The sequence below is a fragment of the Bradyrhizobium sp. 4 genome (genome assembly GCF_023100905.1).
Taxonomy (GTDB): domain Bacteria; phylum Pseudomonadota; class Alphaproteobacteria; order Rhizobiales; family Xanthobacteraceae; genus Bradyrhizobium.
In genome coordinates, this window is sequence record NZ_CP064686.1 from 2,681,049 (window position 1) to 2,707,738 (window position 26,690).

25 protein-coding genes are annotated in these 26,690 nt (G+C 63.8%); 6 read left to right on the plus strand and 19 right to left on the minus strand.

The window, feature by feature from the left end:
• Window positions 1-3: 3 nt before the first annotated feature.
• From IVB45_RS12275 to IVB45_RS12340, 14 genes are all read right to left on the minus strand, one after another.
• Window positions 4-2,334 (minus strand): PAS domain-containing sensor histidine kinase, encoded by a 2,331-nt coding sequence (locus IVB45_RS12275; protein WP_027569134.1) that lies wholly within the window; start codon window positions 2,332-2,334, stop codon window positions 4-6.
• Window positions 2,335-2,560: 226 nt separating this feature from the next.
• Window positions 2,561-3,934 carry a cation-efflux pump gene (locus IVB45_RS12280; protein WP_027569135.1) on the minus strand — a complete coding sequence of 458 codons (1,374 nt, stop codon included), beginning with the start codon at window positions 3,932-3,934 and terminating at the stop codon, window positions 2,561-2,563.
• A 209-nt stretch (window positions 3,935-4,143) separates the two neighbouring features.
• Window positions 4,144-5,115, minus strand: coding sequence for a zinc-binding dehydrogenase (locus tag IVB45_RS12285; protein ID WP_247359831.1), 972 nt, complete (start codon window positions 5,113-5,115; stop codon window positions 4,144-4,146).
• 25 nt (window positions 5,116-5,140) lie between these two features.
• Window positions 5,141-6,136, minus strand: a complete 996-nt coding sequence (locus IVB45_RS12290; protein ID WP_007593350.1) for a nitronate monooxygenase — start codon at window positions 6,134-6,136, stop codon at window positions 5,141-5,143.
• Window positions 6,137-7,051: 915 nt separating this feature from the next.
• Window positions 7,052-7,702 carry a hypothetical protein gene (locus tag IVB45_RS12295; protein ID WP_027569137.1) on the minus strand — a complete coding sequence of 217 codons (651 nt, stop codon included), beginning with the start codon at window positions 7,700-7,702 and terminating at the stop codon, window positions 7,052-7,054.
• Window positions 7,703-7,769: 67 nt separating this feature from the next.
• Complete coding sequence (locus IVB45_RS12300; protein WP_007608336.1) at window positions 7,770-7,970, minus strand: hypothetical protein; 201 nt, start codon at window positions 7,968-7,970, stop codon at window positions 7,770-7,772.
• Between the two features lie 170 nt (window positions 7,971-8,140).
• Window positions 8,141-8,899, minus strand: a complete 759-nt coding sequence (locus IVB45_RS12305) for a hypothetical protein (RefSeq protein ID WP_027569138.1) — start codon at window positions 8,897-8,899, stop codon at window positions 8,141-8,143.
• Between the two features lie 19 nt (window positions 8,900-8,918).
• On the minus strand, window positions 8,919-10,325 hold the full coding sequence (locus IVB45_RS12310) for a hypothetical protein (RefSeq protein ID WP_247359830.1): 1,407 nt from the start codon (window positions 10,323-10,325) through the stop codon (window positions 8,919-8,921).
• A 282-nt stretch (window positions 10,326-10,607) separates the two neighbouring features.
• Window positions 10,608-11,393, minus strand: coding sequence for a fumarylacetoacetate hydrolase family protein (locus IVB45_RS12315; protein ID WP_247359829.1), 786 nt, complete (start codon window positions 11,391-11,393; stop codon window positions 10,608-10,610).
• Window positions 11,393-12,412, minus strand: coding sequence for a 2-dehydropantoate 2-reductase (locus IVB45_RS12320; protein ID WP_247288860.1), 1,020 nt, complete (start codon window positions 12,410-12,412; stop codon window positions 11,393-11,395). The genes IVB45_RS12315 and IVB45_RS12320 overlap by 1 nt, the downstream gene beginning before the upstream one ends.
• Window positions 12,413-12,516: 104 nt before the next feature.
• Entirely contained in the window at window positions 12,517-12,942 is a 426-nt protein-coding gene (locus tag IVB45_RS12325) for a CBS domain-containing protein (RefSeq protein ID WP_027569141.1), read from the minus strand.
• Between the two features lie 174 nt (window positions 12,943-13,116).
• Window positions 13,117-14,439 (minus strand): oxalate/formate MFS antiporter, encoded by a 1,323-nt coding sequence (oxlT, locus tag IVB45_RS12330; RefSeq protein WP_027569142.1) that lies wholly within the window; start codon window positions 14,437-14,439, stop codon window positions 13,117-13,119.
• Between the two features lie 260 nt (window positions 14,440-14,699).
• On the minus strand, window positions 14,700-15,986 hold the full coding sequence (gene oxlT / locus IVB45_RS12335) for an oxalate/formate MFS antiporter (protein ID WP_027569143.1): 1,287 nt from the start codon (window positions 15,984-15,986) through the stop codon (window positions 14,700-14,702).
• Between the two features lie 251 nt (window positions 15,987-16,237).
• On the minus strand, window positions 16,238-16,375 hold the full coding sequence (locus IVB45_RS12340; RefSeq protein WP_197031186.1) for a hypothetical protein: 138 nt from the start codon (window positions 16,373-16,375) through the stop codon (window positions 16,238-16,240).
• A gap of 278 nt (window positions 16,376-16,653) precedes the next feature.
• On the opposite strand from IVB45_RS12340, the gene IVB45_RS12345 reads away from it, so the two are divergent.
• Entirely contained in the window at window positions 16,654-17,985 is a 1,332-nt protein-coding gene (locus IVB45_RS12345) for an Hsp70 family protein (RefSeq protein ID WP_247359828.1), read from the plus strand.
• Between the two features lie 40 nt (window positions 17,986-18,025).
• On the opposite strand, the gene IVB45_RS12350 is transcribed toward IVB45_RS12345, so the two are convergent.
• Window positions 18,026-18,469: an SRPBCC family protein gene (locus tag IVB45_RS12350; RefSeq protein ID WP_027569145.1), complete on the minus strand. Its 444-nt coding sequence runs from the start codon at window positions 18,467-18,469 to the stop codon at window positions 18,026-18,028.
• 397 nt (window positions 18,470-18,866) lie between these two features.
• On the opposite strand from IVB45_RS12350, the gene IVB45_RS12355 reads away from it, so the two are divergent.
• The 3 genes from IVB45_RS12355 to IVB45_RS12365 all read left to right on the plus strand — a co-directional run bounded on the left by IVB45_RS12355 (window position 18,867) and on the right by IVB45_RS12365 (window position 19,696).
• Window positions 18,867-19,076 (plus strand): cold-shock protein, encoded by a 210-nt coding sequence (locus IVB45_RS12355; protein ID WP_007593324.1) that lies wholly within the window; start codon window positions 18,867-18,869, stop codon window positions 19,074-19,076.
• A gap of 98 nt (window positions 19,077-19,174) precedes the next feature.
• Window positions 19,175-19,417, plus strand: a complete 243-nt coding sequence (locus tag IVB45_RS12360; RefSeq protein WP_007593322.1) for a hypothetical protein — start codon at window positions 19,175-19,177, stop codon at window positions 19,415-19,417.
• A 54-nt stretch (window positions 19,418-19,471) separates the two neighbouring features.
• Window positions 19,472-19,696, plus strand: a complete 225-nt coding sequence (locus IVB45_RS12365; protein WP_027569146.1) for a hypothetical protein — start codon at window positions 19,472-19,474, stop codon at window positions 19,694-19,696.
• A 66-nt stretch (window positions 19,697-19,762) separates the two neighbouring features.
• Here the strand turns inward: IVB45_RS12365 and IVB45_RS12370 are convergent, their stop codons facing one another.
• Window positions 19,763-19,945 (minus strand): hypothetical protein, encoded by a 183-nt coding sequence (locus tag IVB45_RS12370; RefSeq protein WP_007608360.1) that lies wholly within the window; start codon window positions 19,943-19,945, stop codon window positions 19,763-19,765.
• 168 nt (window positions 19,946-20,113) lie between these two features.
• Here IVB45_RS12370 and IVB45_RS12375 point away from each other — a divergent pair, with 168 nt between their 5' ends.
• On the plus strand, window positions 20,114-20,308 hold the full coding sequence (locus IVB45_RS12375) for a hypothetical protein (protein ID WP_247359827.1): 195 nt from the start codon (window positions 20,114-20,116) through the stop codon (window positions 20,306-20,308).
• An 11-nt stretch (window positions 20,309-20,319) separates the two neighbouring features.
• Here IVB45_RS12375 and frc read toward each other — a convergent pair whose 3' ends face one another.
• From frc to IVB45_RS12390, 3 genes are all read right to left on the minus strand, one after another.
• Window positions 20,320-21,597 (minus strand): formyl-CoA transferase, encoded by a 1,278-nt coding sequence (frc, locus tag IVB45_RS12380; RefSeq protein WP_247359826.1) that lies wholly within the window; start codon window positions 21,595-21,597, stop codon window positions 20,320-20,322.
• A 65-nt stretch (window positions 21,598-21,662) separates the two neighbouring features.
• The gene (oxc, locus tag IVB45_RS12385; protein ID WP_247359825.1) at window positions 21,663-23,396 is read right to left on the minus strand and encodes an oxalyl-CoA decarboxylase; all 1,734 of its coding nucleotides are present in this window, start codon (window positions 23,394-23,396) and stop codon (window positions 21,663-21,665) included.
• A gap of 79 nt (window positions 23,397-23,475) precedes the next feature.
• Complete coding sequence (locus tag IVB45_RS12390) at window positions 23,476-24,168, minus strand: GntR family transcriptional regulator (RefSeq protein WP_197031202.1); 693 nt, start codon at window positions 24,166-24,168, stop codon at window positions 23,476-23,478.
• 350 nt (window positions 24,169-24,518) lie between these two features.
• Between IVB45_RS12390 and IVB45_RS12395 the strand changes: the two genes are divergently transcribed.
• Window positions 24,519-26,648, plus strand: coding sequence for an acetate--CoA ligase family protein (locus IVB45_RS12395; RefSeq protein ID WP_247359824.1), 2,130 nt, complete (start codon window positions 24,519-24,521; stop codon window positions 26,646-26,648).
• The last annotated feature ends 42 nt before the right edge of the window (window positions 26,649-26,690 follow it).

Sequence of the window (26,690 nt, forward strand, 5' to 3'; positions counted from 1 at the left end):
CAATCAGGCCGCGGCCGATATTCCTGACGCCGACTTGATCGCGTCGCGGGGCAGGGTGACGCGCACGACGGTGCCGACCTCCAGCTTGGAGCGCAGCCGCATCGAGCCGCCATGGAGCTGCGCGAGCGAGCGGGCGATCGCCAGCCCCAGTCCCGAGCCATGATAGGTCTTGGTGAGCTGGCTCTCGACCTGCTCGAAGGGGCGGCCGAGCCGCGCCAGTGAATGCGGCGCGATGCCGATGCCGGTGTCGGCAATCATCAGCACGATCCTGTCGTCGAGCTGCCGGCTGCGCACCACGATGCGTCCGCCGTCAGGCGTGAACTTCACGGCGTTGGAGAGCAAATTGACGATGATCTGTTTGGTGGCGCGGCGGTCGGCGACGACGGAGATGGATTTCGCGATGTCGGCGTCGAGCGTCAGGTGCTTGTCCTGCGCGCGGCCGGTGACGACCCGCAGGGATTCCGCCAGAGTCTGTGCCAGGTCGAGCTCTTCCATGTCAAGTTTCATGCGGCCGGCCTCGATCTTGGACATGTCGAGGATGTCGTTGATGACTTCGAGCAGGTAATGCCCGCTGGTCAGGATGTCGTGGCAGTATTCCTGGTACTTCTCCGAGCCGAGCTCGCCGAACATGCCCGAGCCCATGATCTCGGAGAAGCCGATGATCGCGTTCAGCGGCGTGCGCAGCTCGTGGCTCATATTGGCAAGGAATTTCGACTTGGTCTGGTTGGCTTCCTCGGCGCGGGTCTTCTCGCGCTGATATTTCTCGGCGAGATCGGCGAGTTCGCCCGCCTGGCGCTCCAGGGCTGCCTGCGAGCGCTTGAGGTCGATGACGGTGGCGCGCAGGCGTAGATCGTTGTCGACCAGCTTCTGCTCGTGCTCCTTGATGCGGGTGATGTCGGTGCCGACCGAGACGTAGCCGCCGTCCTTGGTGCGGCGCTCGCTGATGTGCAACCAGCTGCCGTCGTCGAGCTGCGCCTCGAAGGTGCGCGCGCCGGGGCCCTGGCTCGCCGTCTCGTTGTGTCGGGTGCGGACTTCGGGCATGCGGCCGACCTCGAGCACGGTCTCGTAGGAGGTGCCGGGGATGACGGCGCTGTCGGGCAGCTTGTGCAGGCGCTGGAAGTGCGAATTGCAGAGCACCAGGCGGTCGCTGGCGTCCCACAGCACGAAGGCTTCGGGAATGGTCTCGATCGCGTCGCGCAGGCGCAAATCGGCTTCGACAGTTCGCTCGGCGAGGCTCTTCTGCTCGGTGATGTCGACGGCGATCCCGATCAGGTGAACGCTGGAGTCCGTCGCGCCGCTGGTCTTTTCGCAGCGGACGCGCAGCCAGATCCAGTGGCCGTCGACATGCTGCATGCGGAAGGTCTGGTCGATGTGGTCGATCTTCTCGGAGATGAGCTGGTCGGCGATCTCGAACAGGTCGATGTCGTCGGACTTCACCAGCGCGTTGACCTCGCCGAAGGTGAGGAGCTCGTTGCGGCCGTCGAGGCCGAGCATGGAAAACATCGACTGTGACCAGAAGATGCGGCCGCGCGACAGGTCCCAGTCCCACAGCCCGCAGCGGCCGCGGTTGAGCGCGGTGTCGATCCGGCCGCGCACGGCGTCGTTGATCAGGTCGCCCTCGCGGGCACGGGTGGACTGCCAGTGGAAGGCGAAGCCGAGGATCAGGACGACGAAGCCGGTGGTGGCCGACAGCGTGACCGACAGCGCGGCGTCCGAGCCCCAGATCGGCTCGTTGCGCTCCTGGATCACGGTGACGAAGCCGGGCAGCGACTTGATCTGCCGCGAGGTCGCCATCGCGGCGTTGCCATTCGGCAGCGTCATGTCGGAGATGTTGCCGTCGCGCGGCGGCGCCGCCAGCAGTTGCGCCGTCGTGATTGCGTCGAGCAGGCGGTCGTTGCCCGAGGGATCGCTGTCGACCGGGATGCGGGCGAGGATGCGGCGGTCGAGTCCGGCCGAGGTGACGATGACGTGCCGGCCCGAGGCGGTGCCCCAGGATGGAATGAGGTCAGGCAGCAGCGCCGGCAGGCTCTCGATGTTCTTCAGCCGCTCCTGTCGCGCGGAGGTGAGGCGGTCGATGCGCTCGGCGAGCAGGTCGGCGAGCGCCGAGATGTCGTGGCGGATCACCAGACGCTTCTGGCGCGTCTGGTCGACGACCTGCACGAACGCGCCGAGGCAGATCGTGATCAGGAACGCGATGATGAGCGTCGGCACGGCACGGCGCAGCGCAGGCTCCGCGATCAGGAGCCGATGATAGGCAGGTTTCGCGATCGATTGCGCCAATCCTTTGATCGAATCGGATTGGACGCACGCGTTCGCGGCGTCTGCACGCGACATGCCTAAAGCCCCCTGGAACCTGCTTGCAACTTGATTTTGGAAGCAGCCCCACATCGCTTCCGAATCATAGTCGATTTGAATCCAGATTTCGCGGGCTGTCGAGAGTCAACGAATCGTTAACGCGAATTTATTCTTATCCAACGCGCAGTTTGTGCGTCGCGCGTCCGCAAACTTACGTGCGCGGCGAGTCCGAAACGAGAACGTGTGACTCCTCGCACATTCTCTGTCACGCACGCGGCGGTTCGGCATGACTGATGACGCGCTTCACGCTCGGGAACGCGCGCCGCAACGCGCGCTCGATCGCGTCGACATGCTCGTGCACCCTGATCACGCTCATCGACGGCTCGGCGCGGCAATGGAAGTTGACGATTTCGCCGGCGTCGGTGTTGCGGACGCGGACATTGTGGATGTCGTGGATCTCGCCGCCGGCGGCATACTCTGTCAGGGCGGCGGCGATGGCCTGCACCCGTTCCGACGCGGCATCGACCCCGAACGGCAGTTCCGGTTCCAGCGGCTCGATGTGGACGTCGACCTCGACGTCCGCGCCGAACTCTTCCTGGATGTTGCGTTCCAGCGTGTTGGCGACCTCATGGGCGGCGTCGAGCTGCATCCCGGCGTCGACCTCGAGGTCGATGCTGACGATCAGCTTGGCGCCGAGATCGTGCACGGTGACGTGGTGGATGGCGAGGCCCGAATTGTGGGCGATGACCATGATGCGGTCGCGCACGGTCTCGTTGTCGCGCGCCACGGGGACTGCGGTGAAGGTGAGGTCGGTATCGCCGAAGGCCTTCTCGACGGCCGCTTGCGCGTTGCGCTTGATGTCCTCGACCCGGTCGATGGGGTAAGTCCGCGGTACCTTTGCGATCGTGTCGATAAACGTGGTGGCACCGACCATGCGCACGCGGAGCCGCTCGATGTCGATCACACCCGGTACGCTGCGGATCGCGGCCGTGGCCGTCTCATGCGCGCCTTCCGGGGCGCGGTCCACCAGCGTCTGCACGGTCGAGCCGGCCATGCGTAGGCCGAGCAGGGCGATCATCACGGCCACCGCGGCGGCGGCAGCCGCGTCGCCCCACCAGAAGCCGAGACCGGCGAGGATCAGGCCCACGATCACGGCGAACGAGCCCATCACGTCGGAGGCGAAATGCAGCGCATCGGCGGCGAGCGCCTGGCTCCTGGTCTCCCGTGCGGCACGGTGCAGGGCACGTGCGCGCCAGAAATTGACGGCGATGTCGATCACCAGCACGACGAAAGGGACGGCGGAGATCGTCGGCGGCGCAACTCCCTCTCGGAGATGGCTGTAGGACTGGACCAGGATTCCGCCGGCGAGCACGTAGAGCAGGGCGGTCACGCCCAATGCCGAGACACTTTCGAGTTTGCCGTGGCCGTAATGATGCTCCTCGTCCGCCGGCTTGTCGGACACCCGCACCACCGCCCAGGTGATGATGGTGGCGACCAGGTCGATCGAGGAATGCAGCGCCTCGGAAATCAGCGCTAGCGAGCCGATCGCGATCCCGACCGCAAACTTCGCCGCCGCCATGCCGCCACTGGCGAAGATCGAGATCGCTGCGACCGAGGTCTTGTTGTGTTGGGAGCTCATGGCGGGGGATTTAGCAGGCCACGGGTGAACATCAAGCGACGATCCACAGGCGTAGACGCTAGTGAGTTGCAGGAGCGGGATCCCCCGGTTTTGTAGGGTGGGCAACGGCGCGGAGCGCCGCGCCCACCATCTTTCGGGGACGCTGACGCATGGTGGGCACGCTTCGCTTTGCCCACCCTATTAGACCTAGGTCTTTGGCCCCAGGAATGTTACGGCACCGTCACGACGATCTTGCCGAGATGCTTGTTGGCCTCCATGTGTTCGAACGCCTTGTCGAGGTCGTCGAAGGCAAACACCTTGTCGATCGGCAGCTGCAGTTTTCGCGACTCGACCGCGCCCCAGATGTCCTTGCGGACCTCCTCAAAAATATCGCGGACCTCCTCGATGGTGCGGGTGCGGAAGGTGACGCCGACATAGTCGATGCGGCGGGCCGCGTGCAGGTCGAAGTTGAAATCGGCATGGGTGCCGCCGAGCCGGCCGACATTGACGATTCGACCCTTGACCTTGGTCGCCGCGAGGTTCTGGTTCGCGACCTTGCCCGAGACCTGGTCGACGATGAGGTCGACACCTTCGCCGTTCGTCGCCTTCAGCACCTCGTCGACCCATGTGGGGTCGGAGGAGTCGACCGCGAGGTCGGCGCCATACTCCTTCAGTCGGCCGCGGCGGGCGGCATCGGTCGAGGAGCCGATCACGAGTCTTGCGCCCTTGAGCTTCGCAATCTGCATCGCCATCAGGCCGACGCCGGAGCTTGCGCCCTGGATCAGCACGGCTTGCCCGGGCTGCACGCCGCCGATGGTGACGACGGCGTTGTGCATGGTCGCGAGCGCGACGGGCAGGGTGGCGGCTTCCTCGAAGTTCATGTTCGAGGGCGCGCGGAACAGCCGGCCGTGATCGGCCAGCGTATATTCGGCAAACGCCGCGCCGCCCGAGCCCATGATGCGGTCGCCGACCTTGACGCCCTTGGCATCCGGTCCGAGTGCGGCGACCTCGCCGGCCCATTCCATGCCGAGCACGGTGCCGGCGCCGCCGGCCGCGCCATGGGCGTGGCCCTTGCGCATGCCGGTGTCGGCGCGATTGAGTCCACAGGCGCGGACCCGGACCAGCACCTGCGTGCCTTCAGGCTTTGGTTGAGCGACGTCGGAAATTGTAGCGCCGCCAGGGCCGTAGACATAAGCCTTCATGTATTGCTCTCGCTTCTTGCAGTGATTATTCCGCAGCCTGCGCTGTAGGATGAACGATCATGCCTTCGAGCCGGCTGCGGATGATGGCCTCGGCTTCGCGCACGATGCGGGAGATCAGCTCGGCGCAGGTCGGGATGTCCTGGATCAGGCCCTGGACCTGGCCCGCTGACCAGATGCCTTCATCCGAGTTGCCGGTCGCGTAGACCATCTTGCCGCGGGCGCCCGCGACGAGCTCGCGGATATCCTCGAACTTGGCGCCTTCCTTCTCCATCGCAACGACCTTGGTCGAGATCTCGTTCCTGGCGACGCGGGAGGTGTTGCGCATGGTGCGGAAGATCAGCTCGGTCTCGCGCTCGTCATTGGCGACGATCTTCTCCTTGATGAGCTGATGAATGGGGCTCTCTTTGGTCGCCATGAAGCGCGTGCCCATGTTGATGCCTTCGGCGCCCAGCGCCAGTGCGGCGACGAGGCCGCGGGCGTCGGCAAAGCCGCCGGAGGCGATCATCGGGATCTTGATCTTGTTGGCGGCGGCCGGGATCAGGATCAGGCCGGGGGTGTCGTCCTCGCCGGGATGACCGGCGCATTCGAACCCGTCGATCGAGATGGCGTCGACGCCCATGCGCTCGGCCGAGAGCCCGTGACGGACGCTGGTGCATTTGTGCACGACCTTGACGCCGTGCTTCCTGAACTCGTCGACGTGCTCCTGCGGCTTGTTGCCGGCAGTTTCGACCACCTTGATGCCGCTCTCGATGATAGCGGCGCGATATTCGGCATAAGGCGGCGGCTTGATCGCGGGCAGGATGGTGAGGTTGACGCCAAACGGCTTGTCGGTGAGATCGCGGCAGCGGGCGATCTCCTTCCTGAGGTCCTCCGGTGTCGGCTGGGTCAGCGCCGTGATGAAGCCGAGCGCTCCGGCATTGGCGACGGCGGCGACCAGCTCGGCGCGCCCGACCCATTGCATGCCGCCCTGGACGATCGGGTGCTCGACACCGACGAGCTTGGTGAACCGTGTCTGCAGCATGGTCTGTTTCCTCCGCCTGTGTGGCGCTCTGTTATCGTTTGATGGCGGCAGGATGCCGCCCGGGTCGGGAAAAGTCTATTGGAAGGGCGTGCGGTGGAGGCGGGGCGATCATGCGGGGAGCGGGGGGATTCCGTGAGGCGGATAATTGAGGTGGTAGCACCGGGTGGCGCGAGGGTTTTGTGCGCCGCTGCTTCAACACCGACGGAGGATGAGGAGCTTTCGGAGACCATCAACTTGCATTTTCTCGCAAGGCACGCCTCCGCCCTCTCGCGGCGCATTCGCCCGAGCTTTGCCCGATCGCATCGCCCTCGTCGTAACAAGGGCGCAGGGAAGGCCGAGCGCCGGCTGGCACCCGCAGATCCGTGCACGATAGAAATGCACACGGGGTGGACCACAGGTTCGCCGGATCGCCCGGCCTTCCCTGCGCGATGGTTTAACGTGTCCTTCGTGCTCTCCCCGGGGAGCGATGCACTATTGCCCCCGTCGCCCCGCAGATGACTGATGCGCGCGCCCCGGTTGGACCGCCACATCACCACAGGACTTGACGCACAGACCCCGGGCGTCAGGACCACACGACTTGTTCGTCCGCGCACGTCCTCGCTGGGACTTCGGGAGCTGGCGTGTGCTCGCACCCGAAACCATGCGAAGACGCTGTCGGCGCCGTGTCGTAGACGCGAAAGCCTTTGCTCACGGTTTCCCGCCCTGCAAGGCTCGCCGCGCCCGACGCCGTCGCGTCCATCGCTGCCCAACCCGCGGTTCGTGACGATCGCGATCCGCCCCTTGTCCCGGGTCAGGGTATCGCTCACGTACGACAAATCCGAATTTCGGTAAAGTAGAATATTTTGGCGAGCCGGGATTGACACGCGACGCGGGAATTTGCGCGGGTGTTTTGCCCGACGGGCAAGACGGCTTCAGCTACTCCGCCGACAGCCGCACCATCTGGCGGCCGCCGTTCATTTCCTTGAGGCTGTTGACGAAGTTTTCCGGGCGCTGCCAGCGGTTGGGGACCTTCAATCCCATGTACTCGGCGATGTCGCCGATGAAGCCGGTGCAATTGGTGGTCTCGGCATTCCAGACCGGCGAGCTCGCCTGCAATTTCTTGATATAGGCAAACACGCGCTTGGCGTCCGCTTCGTTCAAATAGACGCGGTAGTTCGCGGTCAGGTAATCGGGGTCTAGATCGCCGTAGCTCGCGCCGGTCTCCGCCGGCACCCAGGTGAGGTGACCGAGCACATAGGCCCAAGTGTCGCCGGCCGGCGTGAGCCCTGCCACTTCGACGGCACGCTCGCTGGTCTTGCCGTACCAGACGAAGGCGTGACCCCAGCTCGCGGCCGTGCGGGCTCGAAAATCGACGTAGTACGGGCCTTTCTCCGCGCGCGCGACTGCGCGCCGCGTCGTTTGCGGCGCCGGCCGTGATACGGCGTCGGTCGTGGCAAGCGCGTTTGCGTCAGCAACGCGCTTGTTCGCTTCGTGGGCCGAGGCCGAGGGTGTCGTGCACGCGAGCATGGCCGCGAGCGCGAATCCCGCAAGGATGCAGGGTCCCGATCGATCAGGTTTGTTCGTCACGCTATGCCCCTCGAATGTCGGCCACTCACGCAGAGTCTACGCTTGCTTCTGCGTATTTCGCTGCGCGTCAGTAGCGCGCGGCGACGGGGCCGGGCGCCTTGCCGATCGGGGCCTTTCCAACCGGGCTCTTGCCAATCGGCATCTTGCCGATCGGTGCCTGCTCGGAATAGACGGGAACGGGCTGGCGGCGCGGCAGATCCGCAGCATTCGCAACCGTCACCAGAGCAAGCGTAGCACCCACGACAAATACAATCTTCTTCACAGTCATACCCCTAGAAGGTTTGGTCCAAACACGGCACCGCCGTGCCCCCAGACACGCCTCACAGAAGGGCGGCCGAATGCGTCCACAGTGCGGCATCCGCGCGACATGTTGGCGGCATCTGCCGGGCGCGCGGAGACGTGATGTGTCTGAATGTTCGCCTTCGCGCCGCTCGTTGGTCAGTGATCGGCGCTGAGGCGGAAATGCATCTCGATCTTCGCGGGTGACGCATCGCCCGCCGCGCGCCAGGGTGAAAAGCCAGGGGTGGGATCAGGATCGGAGGGGAGATCGATCGGCCAGCTCTGCGTCGGCGAACCCGGAAGCGTCAGGCTGACGGCGCGGTGACGCGTTTTGTACGTCAACGATGTGGAGGCAATGATCGCTTTGCGCTCGCCTTCATGCGCGCGCCAGTTCGGAGGCAAATTGGCATTGGCATAACCTGTCGCTTCCTCGACCTCGATGTGCACATCCTCCGCCTTGTCCGGCAGCGTCATGCCGGCGGGAAGGCGAAACTCGATGTGGAGCGTCATGTAGCCGTGACTGAGATAGGGCGAGCGGATGAGTTCGTACCAGCCCCAATAGCCAAGGATTGCCGCGATGAGCAGAACGGTCAGAGCAAAGGGCGCAGAGAGCTGCGTGGTGCGGTGAGGCGTAGTGTCGGAGGTTTCCGTGGGCGGCTGTGGCGTTGCGTTCCGGACCAGGCCGAAGCGCACGAACAGCCAGATGCCGGCGATCAGGCCAACCACACCGCCGATCGGACCGATGTCGAAGAAGGCGCCCATGGCGATGCCGCCATCGCGGTCTGGCCCGGCCAGCGCGATCACCAGTGCGGCAAGGGCGGACCAGCCGGCGAGCGCGCCGAGCAGGGCGGAGAAGAGGCCGAGGATCAAGCGCATGTCCGGATTGGTCGCGCGGATGGGGATCGCGGTTCGAACCATCCCGAAGGATCGGGTGCCTTCACCCGATCCGGTTCAGGCTGTTCCTGATGGTCGAGAAGATGCCGCCGATGTCTTTTCGCAGGCCGTCGAGCGCGTTGAAATTGTCGAAGATGCGGGCGAGGCGGTCCTCGACCTCGCGCTTGCTCTTGGTCAGCGCGTCGACGCGCGAGGCGAGGCTGACGTCGCCGCTCGCCTCGATCTCGCTGACGGTTTTGGCGAGGAGGTCGCGCGTCGTGCCGACGTCCGCGATCATGGCCTCGATTCCGAACACGGGCGCCTTCAGTGGGACGAGGTCAGCCTGCGACTTCGACAGCTCCGTCTTGAAGGCGTTCAGCGTCGCCAGCGTTTCCTGTAAGGCGCCGAGGCGCTGGCGCGACTGGAGAACAAAATCGTTCAGCGCATTCTGGCGGTCGGCAAGCGTCTTGCCCTCGGCGTCGATCTCGACACCGGCAAGCGAGCGTTCGAGCTGGGCCCGACGCTGGCCGAGTTCTTCGAAGTCGAGCCCGATCCCTTTCAGGATGTGGAAGCTGTCGTCGATGCGGGCCAGGCGCTGCTCGATCTCGACCTTGTTCTTCGACAGCGTCTCGACGCGGGTGCCAAGCGGCGCTTCACCGACGGTTTCGAGCTCGTCGACGCTCTTGACGAGGCGCTCATGGCTGAGGCCCAGCTCGCCAATCAAGGCATTGAGGCCGGCGTCCGAGGCGCGCAGCGGCACCAGCTCGGCGTGGGACTTCGCCAGATCTTCCTTGTACTGGTTCAGGGTCGCAAAGGTGCCCTGGACCGTGCCGACCCGGGACAGCAACGTCGATACGTCGCGCGCGATGTCCTTGAGCCGGTCGGCGAGATTGTTCTTGCGGTCGTCGGTCTCGAGGTCGTGCAGCGAGCGTTCGAGCTGGTTCTGGCGGTCGCGGATCTCGGTGAAAACCGGCTCGACCGCGCGGCGCTGCTCGGCGACCTTGCCCACCATGTCGCGCAGTTCCTGCTGGCGGCGGCGGATTTCGGCGAGCTGGTCGTGCATGTCGGTGGATTCGTTGCGGCCCCGCTGCAGCAGGGCGCGCTGCTCGGTCTCGCCCAGCTTGTCATGGAGGGCGGAGACGGCCTCCCGGGGATCGCTCTCGATCAGGTGCTGGACGGTAGCGTCGAGGTGGTTCTGCAGGGCATGAGCGACGACGACGTCCTCGCGGGTCTTCTTGAGGCGGTCGCGCAATGTGTCGAGGCGCCGGTCCTGGCGCGAGAGCCGCCAGGCGGAGGCGCCGATCAGTGCCAGCGCCAGAGCCAGGATCGCGCCGGTCGCAAACCGCTGCGGGACAGGCAGGCCTCCGAACCAGGCAGGCAGGTGGCCGACATCGTAACCGAGCGCCTGCTGGGCGAAGATCGCGATGGCGGTGAGCAGAACAAACCAGGCAACCAGGAAAAACAGCCACATCGTGACTTCCTCACGCCGGCACACATTATCGCCATAATTGCTATTGGAGAGCGGAACCGAGATCAAGGGCGGCGCGGGCTTGCCGGATAGGTCCGGTCGCACGATCCACGGCTGAATGCGTCAGCCGATCGGTGGAGGAGAAGTTGGTTGCCGGGATTTCCCGAGCTTGGACGAAGTGTCCGTAGCCTGGATGGAGCGAAGCGCAAGCCGGGTTCTGCAAGCCTTGAGTGCCAGCCCCGGAGTTCGCTTCGCTCCATCCGGGCTACCGCACCGCGTTGGTGGCTACAGCCGAAACTCGTTGGTCAGCTCGCCGATGCTGTCGATCGCGACGGTCACGATGTTCACCGGCTCTTTCATCACGCCGACGCCGACCGAGGTGCCGACGGCAATGAGGTCGCCGGGGAGCAGGGTCATGTCGTGGGAGATCCTGCTGACCAGCTCCTGCGCGGAGAAGATCATGTCCGATATCAGATAGTTCTGCCGCTCCGCGCCGTTGAGGATGGTGCGGACCACCAGCTTTGCCGGATCGAGACCGGTGGCGATGACGGGGCCGAACGGGCCGTAATCGTCGATGCCCTTGGCCCGCGCCCATTGCGGGAAAGTGGGATCGCTGGTCAGGATGTCGTTGGCAGTGATGTCGTTGACGCAGGTGTACCCGAAGATGAAGTTGTCCGCTTCCGCCGGCGACACCCGGGCGCAGGTCTTGCCGATGACGATGCCGAGCTCGCCTTCATACGTGGTCTTGCCGTCGTAATAAGAGGGACGGCGGATCACCGCGCCGGGCGTCGTAATGCTGGTGGTGGCCTTCAGGAGGTAGAGCGGCTCCGGCGGCTCGGGCTGGCTGAGCTTGGCCGCGAGCGCGTGAAAATTGTTCCAGAGCGCGACGATCTTGCTGGGCGCGCAGGGCGCGAGCAGTTCGACCTCCGACAGCGCCAGCGTCTTGCCGGTTGCCGCATGGCGGCCGAACATGTCGCCCTCATGCACGCTGATGCCTGACGAATTCAGCGTGCCGAAGCCGGTGGCACCGCTATTGCGGAAGCGGAGCCATCGTTTGATCTCGCGAGCCATCACGCCACCGCCAGTGCGCGCGGATCCGATCGTGTCGAGATGCCGTCGTAGAGACCGGCGATGCGGGCGCGCTGGGTCACCATCGCCAGCACTGAATCGAGCGCGGGGGTGGCGATGCCGGTGAGGCGGCCCATCTCCTGCACGACGGTGACGAGCGGGTCGATCTCCATCGGGCGGCCGCGCTCGAGATCCTGGAGCATCGAGGTCTTGTGCGCGCCGACCTTGCGGGCGCCTTCGATGCGGCGCTCGACGTCGACGCGGAATTTGACGCCGAACGTCTCGGCGATGCCTTGCGTCTCCATCATGATCGCGCGCGACAGCGCGCGGGTAGCCGGATCGGTGCAGATCACGTCGAGTGTTGCATGGGTGAGTGCGCTGATCGGGTTGAAGCAGACATTGCCCCACAGCTTGAGCCAAATCTCGTCGCGGATGCGGTCGAGCACCGGCGCTTTCAGCCCGGCTGCGACGAAGAGATCGGCGAGGCGTTGCACGTCCGGGGTGGTCTCGCCGGAGGGCTCGCCGAGCGGAAAGTTGTTGCCGTAGACGTGACGGATCACGCCGGGCGCCTCGATCTCGGTGGCGGGATAGACGATGCAGCCGATGGCGCGCTCGGCGCCGATTTCGCGCCACTGCCGTCCGCCGGGGTCGATGCTCTCCAGCGTCGAATTCTCGTATTGGCCGCCGTGCTTGTAGAAGTACCAATAGGGGATGCCGTTGACGGCGGTGACGATGCGGGTGTGGGGGCCGAGCAGCGGCTGCATTGTCTCGATCACGCCGGTGATCGAGTGCGCCTTCAGCGTGATGATGATGTAGTCCTGCACGCCGAGCTCGGCCGGATCGTCGGTGCAGCGCGGATGCACGGTGTGCTTCTCCTCGCCCGCGAGCAGCGTCAGGCCGCGCTCGCGCATCGCGGCAAGGTGCGCGCCGCGTGCGACTAGGCTGACGTCGGCGCCCGCGCGCGCGAGCTGAACCCCGAGATATCCACCGATTGCGCCGGCGCCGTAGATGCAGATCTTCATGGAATCCTCGCGGAGCAGCAGAAGCCGGATTTCGGGACGAAAGATCCGGTCCGGCTCGGAAGGGTCCGAGCCGGGGCCGGTAGTCGCAGGGGAAGTGAGGCGCTTTAAGCTGCTTGCGGCGTGCCGTTGAGTGCTTCGTCGATGACGGCCGCGATGTCGCGCATGCTGATGACCGAGACGAGGCTGTAATCGTCGATGACAGGCAGGTGCCGGATGTGATTCCGGTTCATCAGATGGCGGACGTGCTCGATCGTGTCGCTCGAGGTGCAGGACACGAGTTGCTGCACCGAGACGAGCTGCGAGACCTTGACGTTGACGGCATTGGCGCCGTGCTCAGCGACCGCGCGCACGACGTCGCGTTCGGTGAACATGCCGACCGCGGTGTTACCCTCGGAGCGGACCACGTCCTTCACCACCAGTGCGCTGATGTTGTTGGCGCGCATCAGCTTGGCGGCGATACCCACCGTTTCGTTCATTCGCACCGTGACAACGCGCGGTGTCTTCTTGCGCAGAATGTCTCCGACCAGCATTGCAACCTCCCTGGGTGAATGATGTGGCGAGTGTGGTATACATAATGCCAATCGTCAAGCGTCGGTTTGGCTGATCCGAAAATTCTTGCGGCAGCAATGCTGACATTTATCGTGAGCCAAAAAGGAAGGGGCGCATCGCTGCGCCCCTTTTCATCCGTGCAAGGTGCGTGTTCGTTATGCCGTCTCGGTCTTGGCGTTCCCCGTCGCGGCGTTGGCGCTCTCGGCTTCCTTGCCGAGGATGAAGGAGCGGCGCATCGGCTTGATCACGAACAGCGCCGTCAGGGCTGCCGTCGCGTTCAGCGCGACTGCGACCACGAACACGGCCTTCCAGCCATAGGTGGCCGAGATCACGCTTGCGAGCGGAACGAGCAGGGACGCCGTCCCCTTCGCCGTGTAGAGCATGCCGTTGTTGGTGGTTGCAAACTTCGAGCCGAAGGTGTCCCCGCAGGTCGCGGGGAACAACGAGTAGATCTCCCCGAACACGCCGAAATAGACCGCGGTGGCGAGCACGAAGACGACGGGCACGTGGCCATAGGCCGACAGCGTCAGCAGCATCAGCGCGGCGGTGCCGAAGGCGATGAACATGGTGTGCTCGCGGCCGATCGTGTCGGAGACGAAGCCGAAGAAGGGCCGTCCGAAACCGTCGAAGATGCGGTCGAGCGAGATCGCGAACGTCAATGCCGCCATCTGGAAGCCGGCGAGCGTGACCGGCGTGTCGGCGATCTTGAAGTCGTGCGCGATCGGGGCGATCTGCGCTGCGGTCATCAGGCCGCCGGAGGCAACCATGACGAAAACGAGATACATCACCCAGAAAACAGGGGTGCGCAGCACCTCGGGCGGGGTAAAGTCGATCTTGGTCTGCGGCAGATTGAGCTGCTTCTTCTTCGGCGGGATCGAAATCCGCGGCGGCTGGATGAAGAAGGCGAGCACGAAGACGATCACGCCCTGGCCGATGCCGAAGGTGAGAAACGCGTGCTGATAGCCGCTCGTTGCGATCATGGTCGCGATCGGCACGACGGTGAGTGCAGCGCCTGCGCCGAAGCCGGCGGCGGTCGCACCGGCGGCAAGGCCCCGGCGATCGGGAAACCATTTCAACGCATTGCCGACGCAGGTGCCGTACACCGCGCCCGCGCCCATGCCGCCGATGATCGCGGCCGCGTAGAGCAAAGTGAGGCTGTCGGCATAGGAATTGAGAATCCACGACAGTGCGATCATGACGCCGCCGAACATGATGACGATGCGCGGGCCGTATTTGTCGACGAACCAGGCCTCGATCGGCACCAGCCAGGTTTCGGTGACGACGAAGATGGTGAAAGCGAGTTGGATCGCGGCGCGTCCCCAATGGTGCGCGTGATCGATCGGATCGACGAACAGCGTCCAGCCGTATTGCAGGTTGGCGATCATCGCCATGCAGACGATGCCCATGACCAGCTGGAGCCAACGGAAACCTGTGCGAAGAGGCGCGGCCGTGACAGCGCCATCGGTGCTGGAAATCATCAAAAACCTCCCGAGCGCCTGTCTGGTTCGACACCGGTCGCAAGATGACCTGGTGTCGCAATATTGTGGCGTATCGTCGCAAGCGCGATGAGGACCTTGGTATACCATATTCCAGATTGCAAGCCCTATCTTGGCGCGCCACTGACAAAAATATGCGGGGTTCCGTTTGGGAACGGCGGACTCATGAAGACGTTGCGCAAAACGAAAACGCCCGGCCGTGAGGCCGGGCGTTTTGCACGAGAAGGCGCTTTTGGAGCGCGTCAGACAGTCGATTGCGCGACCACCACCTTGCGCCAGGGCTTGAGCACCGCGATCGCCAGCGCCGAGGCCAGGATGTTGGCGCCGGCTGCGATGATGAACACGTTGTCCCAACTGCCCGACGACTGCTGCATGTAGTTGCCGATCGGGACCAGCAGCGCGGCCGTACCCTTTGCGGTGTAGAGCAGGCCGGCATTGGTGGTCGCGAACTTGGCGCCGAACGTATCGGTGCAGGTCGAGGGAAACAACGAGTAGATCTCACCCCAGGCGAAGAACACGAAGCCCGAGAGCAGCACGAACCAGAGCGGATCCTGGCCCCAGAGGTAGAGCATCCAAATGCCGATACCTTCCATGCCGAAGGCGATGAACATCGTGTTCTCGCGGCCGATCATGTCGGAGATCCAGCCGAAGAACGGACGCGTCAGGCCGTTGAGCACGCGGTCAATCGTGGCCGCGAAGGTCACCGCGGTCATGGTCACCGCCATCAGCGTGACCGGCACGTTGTCGATCTTCCAGTCGGCCGCGATCGGCTTCAAATTGGCCGTCACCATCAGGCCGCCGGCGCCGACGATCACGAACATGAAGTACATCAGCCAGAAGATTGGCTGACGCAGCACTTCGGTCGGCTGATAGTTGCGGCGGGTCTGTTGCAGATTGGCGTTCGCCACCACGCTGGGCACCTGGCCTGCCTTGGGCGCCAGCAGGAAGAAGGCGAGAATGCAGATGATGATGCCTTGTCCGAGGCCGAAATAGAGGAAGGTGGTCTGAAAACCGCTGTCCTTGATCATGGCCTGGATCGGCGCGACGGTCAGCGCAGAGCCTGCACCGAAGCCCGCGGCCGTGATGCCTGCGGCAAGACCGCGCTTGTCCGGAAACCACTTCAGCGCGTTGCCGACGCAGGTGCCGTAGACGCCGCCGGCGCCGATGCCCGCGATGATCATGCCGAGATAGTAGCCGTTGAGCGTGGTCGCCTGCGCGTTGATCGCCCAGCCGGCGGCGCAGAGCACGCCGCCGACCAGGACGACGAGGCGCGGACCGTATTTGTCGACGAACCATCCTTCGATCGGCACGAGCCAGGTCTCGAACAGCACGAACAGGGTAAAGGCCCATTGGATCGACGCACGATCCCAGCCGAACTTCTTCTGGATGTCGGGGACGAAGAACGTCCAGCCGTATTGATAGTTGGCGATCATCACCATCGCAGCGACACCGACCGCCAATTGCGTCCAGCGATACGTGTCGCTAACGCGCGCGGCTGTCGGGGCGGTTGCTTGCACCATGTCCGTCATAAAGCCTCCCGTGGCGCCTCTCATTTTTTCTGCGAGCGCTGGAACGGCATTCTTGTATGCATTATGCCAAGCTTCAAGCGCTGGTCAGGTCACCGTGCGCAAATGCCGCAGGACCTTGCCCGGTTGCGGCTGTGACTCAGGACAGCACAAGTAGAAATGGCCCCGTCATCCGGGGCCATTCATCAAAAGTAGTATGCGGACTGATCTAGAACCGTCTGCCGCTGTGCGCGCAGGGCGGGAGGCTGCCCGGGTCACAGGCCAAAGCGCGGCAGGTCACCGTTGTGATTCGAGATCCTGGCGCTCGCCATCAGGAGGCGGTCGATCGTGGCCATCAGACGGGCGAACAGCGAGGAGGAGGGCGCGAGAGCGACGGAAGCGGTCTTGGACATCGAATTCCCTTTCTTGAGACGGTCAGTAGTGCTGTCTCATTTCGAAGGGGAATTTATGTATACCAGATGCCAATGTCTATGCATGCCATTGCATAGCAGCATTTAGCTCTTCGCATTGCAGCATAACAATCCGTTAAATGGGCCGGTTTGAGCGGGATATGCCCAAGACCGGCCGAAACTGAACCATTTGACCGTCGATGTCCAAAAACGGAGCCTTGGCAGCGGTACACGAAGCCGTTAGTGGTCTGCCCCCTTCCAATCATCTGTCAGAGTGGTTCATGTCGAGCGCCTCGCCCGCCGTCTCGATCGGCATCGATTTTGGGACCAGCAACACGGTCGTGGCCCTTGCAGCGGACGACCGCCGGGTCGAGGCCATCCGCTTCGACCATGGCGGACAGCGCCAAAGCGTCTTCGTGTCGGCGCTGTGTTTCTGGGAGGACCGGCCGGGCGCCGGCGCCCAGGCCGAAGGCGGCCCGTGGGCGATCGAGCAGTTCCTCGAAGGCCGCCATGTCTACCGCTTCCTCCAGTCGTTCAAGACCTTCGCCGCGAGCTCCAGCTTCAACACCACCCAGGTGTTCCGGCAGCGCTACAAGTTCGAGGATATTTTGGCGGCGTTCCTGCGGACGCTGGCGCGTCATGGCGGCGATAAATTCGGCTTCGAGACGTCCACCATCACGGTCGGTCGCCCCGTCCGCTTCGCCGGCGGCAATCCCGACGAGGCGCTGGCGATGCAACGTTACCGGGCCGCGTTCGAGCGCCTTGGGGCCGGCCACGCCCGCTACGTCTACGAGCCTGTCGGAGCCGCGTTCTCCTTCGCCCGCCGGCTGGAGCGCGATGCGACCGTGCTGGTCGCGGATTTCGGCGGCGGCACCAGCGATTTCTCGGTGATGCGGTTCTCGCGTGCCGGCGGGGCCTTGCGCGCCGAGCCGCTCGGCCATGCCGGCATCGGGATTGCGGGCGACACCTTCGATTACCGCATCGTCGATCACGTCGTCTCGCCGCGGCTGGGCAAGGGCTCGAGCTTCCGCTCGTTCGACAAGGTGCTACCGATCCCCACCGGCCACTACACCAATCTCGCGCGTTGGCATCAGCTCGCGATGATGAAGAGCAACGGCGACCTGCGCGAACTCCGGGAGCTTGCGCGCACCGCGGTGAAGCCGGCTCTGCTCGAGGATTTCATCACCATCGTCGATCTCGACCTCGGCTTTGCGCTGTACCGCGCGGTGTCCGACGCCAAGGTCGCACTGTCGGCGCAGGACCAGGTAGAGTTCCGCTTCAAAGGCGGTGGCGTCGACATCGGCTCGACCATCACGCGGAAGAATTTCGAAGCCTGGATTGCCGACGATATCGCGAGGCTCGGGGCTACCGTCGACAAGGTGCTTGGCGAAGCCGGCATTACCGCGCGCGAGATCGAGAAGGTGTTTTTGACCGGCGGCACGTCCTTCGTGCCAGCCGTTCGAAGACTGTTCGCCGAGCGGTTCGGCAACGAACGGCTGATGTCAGGCGACCAGTTCGAGTCGATCGCCTACGGCCTTGCTTTGATCGGACATAGCCCGGATCCCGACCGCTGGACCGCAAGTGGCGGCCTCCAGTCGAGGGCGGGCGCGTAGCCTGCGGTACGCGCGGCCGCCCCTAAGTCCCGTCCGGTCGCTATTGCTTGATCTCAGGCTCGACGAGCTTCGCCAGATTGCGCAGCGATTCCTGCCAGCCGAGATAACATGCCTCCGGCGGGATGACGTCGGGTATGCCGGCCTGCGTGATATCCAGCTCAGTGCCGACGGATACTTTCTTCAGGATCACGGTGACCTGGATCTCGCCCGGCAGATTGGGATCGTCGAACCTGTCGGTGTAGCGGAGACGTTCGCCGGGGACGAGCTCGAGATATTCGCCGCCGAAGGCGTGGCTGTTGCCCGTCGTGAAGTTGCGGAACGACATCTTGAACGTGCCCCCGACCTTCGGCTCGAAATGATGGACGGTGCAGGTGAAGCCGTTCGGCGGAAGCCATTTCGCCAGCGCATCCGCCTCCAGGAAGGCGCGATAGACTTTCTGCGGGCTGGTCGTGAGAACGCGGTGCAGGTGGACAGTGCTGGGCATGATCAGTCTTCCTCGTGAAGCGCCGGGCTCGACGTCAGCGTCTATTGCCCGTTCATGTCCAGATGACGGACGAGGTGCCGCCGATCCGACGGGGCATCTCGAATTTTTTGATGGATCCACGCATGTGGCGCTCGGCAGCCCTCCCAAAGCAGCTCGCCGGCGGCGAACGATGAGCGCCGAATAGCACACGTCCTGTGCCTACCGCCGGGCTCCCGAGCCGTTAAATTCGGCCAAGCCTTGCAAATAGCGAGGATGTGGTATACGTTGAGGCTGTTCGTTCAGCCGCTGTGCCTTGTTGAATGCGCCCGCGGGCTCCTTTTCCATAGACATCGACGAATAGAATTTGTTCTGCGTGACGAGCACGCGGAACCTGCGCGTATGCGCTTTGGAGAAGAAAATGACGACAGGTACTGTGAAGTGGTTTAACGGCCAGAAGGGCTTTGGATTCATTCAGCCGAACGACGGCGGCAACGATGTGTTCGTTCACATCAGCGCGGTCGAGCGGGCTGGTCTTGCAGGTCTCGCTGAAGGCCAAAAGGTCAACTTCGAGCTCAAGACCGACAAGATGCGGGGCAAGGTCAGCGCCGAGAATCTCTCGCTGGCCTAAAGCCTTGGTGCCGTTTCACGGATGTGCTGAAACGGCCATGCCACCCGCTCGATCCCAGGATTGAGCGGGTTTTTGTCCGTTGCAGAGCAGGGTGAATAATGAGCGCCAAGAGACCGGCCGAACCGTCACCCGAAAGCATCGCGCGTACTAACCGTCAGCGGTTGGCCGCAGAGGAAGGCGCTCGGGCGATGGTGGATGTTGGAAAGCAAGCCGTCGATGTTCGCAAGAACATGGCGCGGCTTCGAGAGCTGCGCGAAGCCAAGGAAGCGGCAGACGCCGCCCTTCAGGCATCATTGCCCGCCGCCACCCCGACGAAGCGCAAGAAGAAGGTGACGCCATAGCTGGCTTCCATTGCGCCGACGACACCTCGGAGAGGGCCGATCACATGCCAAAGAGTGCGGGTCGTGCCTAGAATCAAGTCGGATGGCGGAGGCACCATCACCTTCTTTCTCGCGCTTGGCGCGGGACGACAGATGTGCCGTCTTGCGACGACCTTCCTGACGCAGAAGCAGGCTTTCAGTTATCTTCGCAAGAACCGGACCGAGTTCGAGCGCATGGCGCGGGCGCGGCTCGCTTCTGGTGCAGTCGAAGACGGAATCGTCGTGCTATCGATGCTGTAGGGCAGGCGCAGATTTCAGTGCCGCGCCTTCAGCGCAATCCGCGATCGGAGTCTGGGACCGACGCTCTTATTCGGAGCCGCTTCCCGGCTTCGCCTCCCGGGCCAATCGCTCCGCTTTCAGCCGTTCGCGATTCTCGTTGAAGGAGTTCTGATCCTTCGCATAGTCATTGATCGGCTTCTGCGTTGTCGCAGGCTTGAACGCCTTGTTGGCTTCACGCTTGGCGCGATCAGAGGATTGATCTTTCGACATTTAAGCCCTCAATTTGATCAACGAGCGTGGTCCTGGCGAGTGCCGGACGCGACGCCACCTGTGCCCGAACTGAAAGGCCGACTTGCCATCCTCGGAAGCGGAGGCGACCAGTTCTTCAGCGTGGGGCAGGGTCTTTGCGAGGCGTGCTGCACTCGCCGTGGAGATTGCATGCTGGCTTTTCCGGGCATGCTCGCATTTCCGGGAGCACGCCGGTCGAGGAGTAACGGCCGGCCACCGCATCTGTTCCTCGCGAAACAATCTTTAATCCAGCCTTGGCGGCGCGGCAAGCGCGCCGATCGTGCGATGCAGCCTTTGCGCGCCAACAAAAAGGCCGCCGAAGCCGGGCGGCCTTTCGCGTCGTGAGATAAGCCCGCTTACTCCGCGGCCTGCTTTTGCGGCGGATCGAGCGCGCCGGACTTGTGGATATCGGCGACCTGATGGTCCGAGAAGCCAAGCACGGTGCGCAGGATCTCGTCAGTGTGCTCGCCGAGCAGCGGGGAGCGCTCCACCTCGCTCCGGGAGTCCGACAGCTTGATCGGGTTGCCAACCGAGATGTACTTGCCGCGGGTGGGGTGGTCGACCTCGACCACGGTGCCGGTCGCGCGCAGCGACTGGTCTTCGGCGATCTCCTTCATCGACAGGATCGGGCCGCAGGGGATGTCGTCCTTGTTGAGGATTTCCATCGCCTCGAACTTCGTCTTCGTCATCGTCCACTGTTCGATGCGGCCGAAGATTTCGTTGAGGCGCGGCAGGCGGACGGCCGGCTTGGCGTAGTTCGGATCGGTCTTCCAGGAGGGCTCACCGATCACGTCGCAGATCTTCTCCCAGACCGGGGCCTGGGTGATGAAGTAGATGTAGGCGTTGGGATCGGTCTCCCACCCCTTGCACTTCAGGATGCGGCCGGGCTGGCCGCCGCCGGAATCGTTGCCCGCGCGCGGCACGGCATCACCGAACGGAATGCCTTCGCCGAACTGGCTGTATTCCTTGAGTGGACCATGGGCGAGGCGCTGCTGGTCGCGCAGCTTGACGCGCGCGAGGTTGAGCACGCCGTCCTGCATCGCGGCCGTCACCTTCTGGCCCTTGCCGGAATGGGTGCGCTGATAGAGTGCGGTGACGATGCCGAGCGCCAGATGCAGACCGGTGCCGCTGTCGCCGATCTGCGCGCCGGTGACCAGCGGCAGGCCGTCGCGGAAGCCGGTGGTGGAGGCGGCGCCGCCGGTGCACTGTGCGACATTCTCATAGACCTTGCAGTCTTCGTACGGTCCGGGACCGAAGCCCTTGATCGAGGCGACGATCATCTTCGGGTTGATCGCCTGGATCTTCTCCCAGGGGAAGCCCATGCGGTCGAGCACGCCGGGACCGAAGTTCTCGACCAGCACGTCGCACTTCTTGATCAGCTCGGTGAGGACTTCCTTGCCCTTGGGGTTCTTGGTGTCGAGCGTGATCGAGCGCTTGTTGTGGTTGAGCATGGTGAAATACAGGCTGTCCACGTTCGGGATGTCCTGCAGCTGGCCGCGGGTGATGTCACCGACACCTGGACGTTCCACCTTGATCACGTCGGCGCCGAACCATGCGAGCAACTGCGTGCAGGTCGGCCCGGACTGGACGTGGGTGAAGTCGAGAATGCGAACGCCCTCGAGCGCTTTTGTCATCGTGTTGCTCCGTACTCTGATCTACCCCTGCACCCGCAGGGACCTTATGGGTTGAAGGGGAGTGCTTACTTCTTCTTCTGCAGAACGCTCTGCGGATTGAGGTTGCCGATGCGGCCGCTTTCGGAACCGGCGGCTGGATCGATCACGGCGTTGATGAGCGTCGGCTTGCCCGAGGCCATGGCTTCGTTGACGGCGCGCTTGAGCTCGTCCGGCGAGGTCGCGTTCACGCCGATGCCGCCGAAGGCTTCCATCATCTTGTCGTAGCGGGCGCCCTTGACGAACACGGTCGTCGCCGGATCGGCGTTGACGCTGTTGACGTCGGTACCGCGATAGATGCCGTCATTGTTGAAGATGACGACGCAGATCGGCAAATTGTAACGGCAGATGGTCTCGACCTCCATGCCGGAGAAGCCGAAGGCCGAGTCGCCTTCGACCGCGAGCACGGGATGGCCTGTCTCGAGAGCCGCCGCGATCGCCTGACCCATGCCAATACCCATCACGCCCCAGGTGCCGACGTCGAGACGCTTGCGCGGCTTGTACATGTCGATGACGCCGCGGGCGAGGTCGAGCGTGTTGGCGCCCTCGTTGACGAGGATCGCCTCGGGATGATCCTTGATGACGTTCTTCAGCACGCCGAGCGCGCCGTGATAGTCCATCGGCGATTTGTTGTTCATGAGCTTCGGCGCCATCTTGGCGACGTTCTCTTCGCGCTTGGTCGAAATCGCCTTGGTCCATTCGGCCGGCGGGGCGGTCCAGCCCGAAGCCATCGCCTGATTGAAGGCGGAGACGACCGAGCCGATGTCGCCGACGACGGGCGCGACGATCTCGACGTTGGAGTCCATTTCCCTGGGCTCGATGTCGACCTGGATGAACTTCTTGGGCGCTTCGCCCCAGTTCTTGCCTTTGCCGTGCGAGAGCAGCCAGTTCAGCCGGGCGCCGATCAGCAGCACGACGTCGGATTCTTTCAGCACCGTCGAGCGGGCGGCGCCTGCGCACTGCGGATGCGTATCGGAGAGGAGGCCCTTGGCCATGCTCATCGGCAGGAAGGGGATGCCGCTCTTCTCGACGAAGGTTTTGATCTCCTCATCGGCCTGCGCGTAGGCCGCGCCCTTGCCGAGGATGATGAGCGGACGTTTTGCGCTCTTCAAAACATCAAGCGCGCGCTTGATCGAAGCGGGCGAGGGGATCTGCGCGGGAGCCGCGTCGATCACCTTGACCAGCGACTTCCGGCCGGCATCGGCGTTCATTACCTGCCCGAACAGTTTTGCCGGAAGGTCGAGATAGACGCCGCCGGGACGGCCGGAGACGGCGGCACGGATGGCACGGGCAAGCCCGATGCCGATGTCTTGGGCGTGCAGCACGCGATAGGCTGCCTTGCACAGCGGCTTGGCGATCGCGAGCTGGTCCATCTCTTCGTAGTCGCCCTGCTGGAGGTCGACGATCTCGCGCTCGGAGGAGCCCGAGATCAGGATCATCGGGTAGCAGTTGGTGGTGGCGTGCGCGAGTGCGGTGAGACCGTTGAGGAAGCCGGGCGCGGAGACGGTGAGGCAGATGCCGGGCTTCTTGGTGAGGTAGCCGGCGATGCCCGCCGCATAACCGGCGTTCTGCTCGTGGCGGAACGAAATCATGCGAATACCGGCCGCCTGGGCCATGCGACCCAAATCCGTGATCGGGATGCCCGGCACATTGTAGATGGTGTTGATGCCGTTCAGCTTGAGCGCGTCGATGACGAGATGAAAACCATCCGTCAATTCCTGCTCGGTGCCCGGTGCTTCGGACTTGGTCGCGGTATTCAGCATGGGCCTTGTCTCCCTGATCTCAAGATGCCGTTTCAGGCTTTTGGGGGCGATGCCTCGCCCTTCTGGTGAACGTTGCTGGCTAGAAGAGTTCCTGACCATGCGCTTCGACGTAAGCGGCAAGGCCAAGGGTGTGATCGCGGGCGCGCTTCTCGGCGAGTTCGGTATCGCGCGCCTCCAGGGCTTCGATCATGCCGAGATGCTCGGGTAACGACGTCGCGGTGCGGTCCTTGCGTCCGATGGTCAGTTGCCGATAGCCACGCACGTGCAGCAGCAGGTCGTTGGTGAGATCGACCAGCACCGGCGATTCCGACAGCGAGATCAGCGCCTGGTGGAAGGCGATGTTGGCGCGCGAATATTCCTCGACATGATCCTCGGGGAGGCGGTCTTTGCCAAAATCCTTGAAGTAGTCGCGCAGCGCCGTGATGTCTTTCTTGCGCGCCGTGGCGGTGATGAGACGGGCCGCCATGCTCTCCAGCGCCGCCCAGGCGCGGATCATGTCGACGATCTCGCTCTTGGTCCTTCGCACCACCATGATGCCGCGGCGCGGAACCGTCTTCACGAAACCGTCCTGCTCGAGCATCGCGATGGCTTCGCGGATCGGCGTGCGGCTCACGCCCAGGCGCTCGGACAACGCGCGCTCGTCGAGCATCACCGGCTCGGGCGTCGAGTAGATGTCCATCTTGAGGATGGCTTCCTTCAAGGCGTCATACGCCTTGTTCTTGAAGCTCGACTCCGGGGCAATACGAACGATTGCGATATCTGCCTCGGCCATGTTCGGCAACGCCTTGGTTGGTTTCCGCAGTGACACGACGAATCTCCTCCAGTGGGAGTCGTCTTTTACAGGATTATTAACGGGAAAGTTTTTGGCATACCAAATACCAGAATGTCAAGCTGCCTATTTTTTGCAGCGTTCTAAGGTGCGCTGCAGCTTGACAAGTTGGCTTCTGGCATACCAAATGCCATCGCCAGCCATTTTTGATCCAAGCCGGCGGAGTAATCTCGGCTTTATGCCACTCCGTTCCGCGCGATGGAACAGAGCGCGGCGAATGGAAAAGCATCACGGGCAGCCGCAACACGCGCGCGCTTTGAGAACGCAAGAACCAAGGTCAAGGGAGAAGCCACATGTCCAATTCCAAAGATGCCGTCCGCAAGGTGCTTGACCAGGTCAAGGCGGACAAGCGCACCAGCCTGACCGCGCCGGAAGGTAAGCTGGTCTGCGACGCCTATGGCATTGCGGTGCCGAAGGAGGGGGTGGCGAAGTCGGCCGGCGAGGCCGGCAAGATGGCCGCCTCGATGGGCTTCCCGCTGGTGATGAAGATCGTCTCGCCGGACATTCTCCACAAGACCGAAGCCGGTGGCGTCATCGTTGGCCTCAAGTCGGCCGAGGACGCCGAGAAGGCCTACGAGACCATTCTCGGCAACGCCAGGAAGTACAAATCCGACGCCAAGATCGAGGGCGTCCAGGTGCAGCAGATGCTGGCCGGCGGCACCGAAGTGATCGTCGGGTCGATCACCGACGCCTCGTTCGGCAAGCTGGTTGCCTTCGGCCTCGGCGGCGTGCTGGTCGAAGTTCTGAAGGACATCACCTTCCGCCTCGCACCCGCGACCAAGCAAGATGCGCTGTCGATGCTCGACGGCATCCAGGCGCACGAAATTTTGAAGGGCGTTCGCGGCGGCGAGCCGGTGAACCGCACCGCGCTCGCCGATGTCATCGTCAAGGTCTCGCAGCTTGTCACCGATTTCCCCGAGATCGTCGAGCTCGATCTCAACCCGGTGTTCGCGACGGCCAAGGACGCGATCGCGGCCGACGTCCGCATCGTCGTCGACTTCGCTTACGTGCCCAAGCCGAAGCCGCGCCCGACCGAAGAGATCGTCGCGGCGATGAGCCGCATCATGCAGCCGAAGGCGGTTGCCGTGGTCGGCGCTTCGGCCGAAGACGGCAAAATCGGCAATTCCGTGATGAAGAACCTCATCAACGGCGGCTACAAGGGTGACATCTACCCGATCCATCCCAAGGCCGCCGAGATCCTCGGCTACAAGGCGTACAAGAGCGTCAAGGACGTGCCCGGCGTGATCGACACCGCGGTGTTCGCAATTCCCGCGAAGTTCGTGGCCGCGGCGCTCACCGAATGCGGCGAGAAGAAAATTCCCGGCGCGGTCCTGATCCCGTCGGGCTTCGCGGAAGCCGGCGCGCCGGAGCTCCAGGCCGAGATCGTCGAAGTCGGCAGGAAATACGACATCCGCCTGATGGGGCCGAACATCTACGGCTTCTATTATACGCCTGCCAATCTCTGCGCGACCTTCTGCACCGCCTATGACGTCAAGGGCCATGCGGCACTGTCTTCGCAATCGGGCGGCATCGGCATGGCCATCATCGGCTTCTCCCGTTCGGCCAAGATGGGCGTGTCGGCGATCGTCGGCCTCGGCAACAAGTCCGACATCGACGAGGACGATCTGCTTGCCTTCTTCGAGCAGGATCCGAATACGAACCTGATCGCGCAGCACTGCGAAGACCTCAAGGACGGCCGCGCCTTTGCGGAAGCGGCAAAACGCGTCTCCAAGAAGAAGCCGGTCATCGTGCTCAAGGCCGGCCGCACCTCGGCCGGTGCGAAGGCGGCCTCGTCGCACACCGGCGCGCTCGCCGGCAACGACAAGATCTACGAGGATGTCCTGGCGCAGTCCGGCGTGATCCGCGCCCGTAGCTTGCGGCAGCTGCTCGAGTTCGCGCGGGGCGTGCCGGTGCTGCCGACGCCGAAGGGCGAGAACGTGCTGATCATCACCGGCGCCGGCGGCTCGGGCGTGCTGCTGTCGGACTCCTGCGTCGACAACGGCCTGTCGCTGATGGCGATGCCGGCGGATCTGGATGCGGCCTTCCGCAAGTTCATCCCGCCGTTTGGCGCGGCCGGAAATCCCGTGGACATCACCGGTGGCGAGCCGCCGATCACCTACGTCAATACGGTGAAGCTCGGCCTGACGGACGAGCGCATCCATTCGCTCATTCTCGGCTACTGGCACACCATCGTCACACCGCCGATGGTGTTCGCCCGCAACATGGTCGAGGTGAAGAAGGAGATGGAGGCCAAGGGCTTCGTGAAGCCGATCGTCGCCTCGCTCGCCGGCGACGTGGAGGTCGAGGAGGCCGCCGAATATCTCTACCAGAACGGCATCCCGGCCTATGCATACTCGACCGAGCTGCCGGTGGAAGTGCTCGGCGCCAAGTACAAATGGGCGCGCGGGGCAGGGCTGCTCTGAGTCGACGATGCCGCTTCGCCTCTCCTCGCGTGCGGGGAGAGG